2 protein-coding genes are annotated in these 2,767 nt (G+C 46.7%); both read right to left on the reverse strand.

Features of this window, described 5'->3' with window-relative positions; translation table 11 throughout:
- The coding region (locus tag KDK17_RS18845) for a hypothetical protein (RefSeq protein WP_257288801.1) at positions 1-2,224 on the reverse strand (2,224 nt) is incomplete at its 3' end.
- A gap of 154 nt (positions 2,225-2,378) precedes the next feature.
- Positions 2,379-2,767 (reverse strand): hypothetical protein (locus tag KDK17_RS18850; RefSeq protein WP_257254015.1); only part of this gene is annotated, 389 nt, incomplete at its 5' end.

A 2,767-nucleotide genomic window follows, 5' to 3' on the forward strand; every position in this document is an offset into this window, starting at 1 on the left:
GGCTGTTATCGAGGGTGCCTGTTAAATACATGACGCCCTGATGATAAGCGGTATCCTTAATTTGTACATTTTCAGGGAATAGGTCGTTACGTACAGTGAATTCTGCCCGGTAGCTCTGGGCAGCACTTAACGAGAACTCGAATAGAACTGCTTTTCCTGACTGTGTTGTTGCAACAAGAAACAGGTGAGAACTTGCCTTTTCGTGAATAACCTGCCCAGTCAAAGACGGGTAGGAATCCAGTATTCCAGAGTAGTCGGAAGAGGTGGTGTAAGTTACAACGCCGCACCGTCCAAATTGTTGATCCAGTTCAGAACCTTTATAGCGTGCCAGAATAACTCCTGTGGAAGCCCCTTCAGAAGACGGCTCAGGTTGAATGACAACATACACCTGCTGGTTTTCAGGATCATACGCTTGAAAGAGTGGCGTGCCTTCTGGTGGCGGGCAGTTACCTGACAAGCCTTGAGAATAGGTGGTTGAAGACTGTATCGCTGACGGAGTATTCTCCTTGCCGCAATCAAATCCCCCTTCTGTACAGTCAATCCCGGCCAGTGATGTTTGTGGTTTGGAGAAAACTTTCAGAAACGGCAAATAGCCATCCCGATTGTTCCAGACAGTACGATTAAAAGAGGTGGCATTTGAAGCACCACCGGGATCTGCAAACTCATTCAGGGCCGACGGGAACTGATTGTTTGTTTGTTTGGTACCATTTATTCGGGCAAGTTCACGGTAGGGAGTATTAATGCCTCTGAGCATTGGAAGCTGTGAGGCATCACCGGCATTCCAGAGCGTGCTGTTCAATAGGGTTACGTTTGATTTGAGGGCACTTTTCGATAGTCTTATGACACCTTGATTGCGTCCATTAAATCCACTACCTCTCCTGATCCATTGATACTTTGTGAAAGTATCCAGGTTATGCTCAATGGAACCTGCTCTCCAAACTCTGCCCGCTCCACCGCTTTCATAGCTATAGATTTCCCGGGCTTCAACCGACCCTGTATTAACATTGTTGTACACTGAGGTTGAAAGAGTGGCAGCCCCGGTAATACCACCCAAGTGACCATTCACACCTTTTGTTATGATTGCTCCGGCATTCAGGTTGTCCCGAATGCCTGAACCTTCAGCAGCTTCTCCGGTAATTCCCCCGGCAGATGACTGATAGTCGTGAGTCGTGACCGTTCCGGCATTAACATTTTGAATAACAGTAGTGTTGACTACATCTCCTGCTATTCCTCCTCCGTAGGTACGCCAATCCCTGGTAAAAATGCTACCCGTATTGAGATTTTTGCTGACCAGGCTTTGCCTGGAGGCGTGCCCCACTATTCCACCACTGCTTCCACCTAGCCTACAGTAGGCTCTCGAATAATCTGAGGCAATGTTTCCAGTGTTGAGGTTATATAATACCTCCGCTGCTTCTGCTTCTCCTGCGATGCCCCCGGAATATTCGGTAAAGCCAACATTAACTTCACCGGTATTGACATTGTTGTTAGCAAGGCTGTCGCCTTTCAGGGTACCGACAATGCCGCCGGCAGGCGAGGAATGTAAATTTCTGGAGACTATTTTTCCGGTATTCAGGGCATTTGACAGGGACGATGCCCGACTTGCAAATCCAGCAATGCCACCTGTGCTGGCAGGACCGGTTGTAAGAACGGTGCCGGTGTTGACACTATCGCGTATGACGCTATCAGAAACACTGCCCGCTAAACCTCCGGCATGACTGCGAAACCCTGACGTTTTGATGGTACCGGCATAATTGACCACCTCTTCAATCCTGCTGCCTTTCAACTCTCCCACCAGTGCACCCGTTGGGCTCATATTTCCGGTGCTGGTCACTTTTGGTTGTTTTAGCAGGATCTGCCTGATGGTGCTGTTTTGCAATGACCCGAACAATCCTGAGGCAGTGTTATTTGCTAACGTTGCAACCTCAAGGTTGGAAATAACATGGCCGTTGCCATACAGGATGAGAGAAAACGGATTAGAGGTATTGCCTACGGGTTTCCAGGGAATGAATCGGCTCAGGTCAATATCACCGATTAACCGATAGCGACCTTTGACCGGGTGCTCGGCATTCAGATATTGATTGAAATTATTATTGTCCAGCTCAATAGTGTCGGCGCAATTGTTCCAGCTTGGAAAAAAAACGACAAGTGACAGTAATAATGCTAGTGGCTTTTTGCTGATAACCAAGCTTTGCCGATTTTGATTTTTTATCACGTTTTTGTTCATTGAGGCACAACCACAGATAGAATAAATATTCGTACTCGTATTCAGCATTCGTATGTATAGACCACAATGAATCATCATGCAGATAGCCATTAAAAACTTAATTTTGAGCAGGGGGCAACTCAGAAGTTTCCATTTTTGTTTCAAGTGGTTGTCTTTAAAACTTCTTAATGGCCACGATAACTGCAACCGATACAGCCAACACAGTGCCCGTTCTAATAAGCCTAATTCCCCCACCTTGAATGGCCGAAGATGATCCCGCAGAGGATAAAGCGACAGCGGATTTTTGATAGTTATAGTTTTCAAGACCCAGTGAAATTGCTTGCATCTGTACCTGCCGGCTACCTCCCTCAACATAAGCATTTTCAACAGCCAGATAGACTTTATCACCAACAAAAACAGGGCGCATAGACTTTGCTGCTGCAGGTTGAATGGTGGTGTCAAAACGATAGATATTGACCTGATCTTGATAAGTAAACACGGACAGTCGCCCATCACTGTGGTAAATAATGGCGTGCAAATAATCTTCCGTGGTCATCAGCTTGA

Origin of the sequence: Endozoicomonas sp. SESOKO2 (assembly GCF_024606245.1) — a bacterium.
Taxonomy (GTDB): Bacteria; Pseudomonadota; Gammaproteobacteria; order Pseudomonadales; family Endozoicomonadaceae; genus Endozoicomonas_A.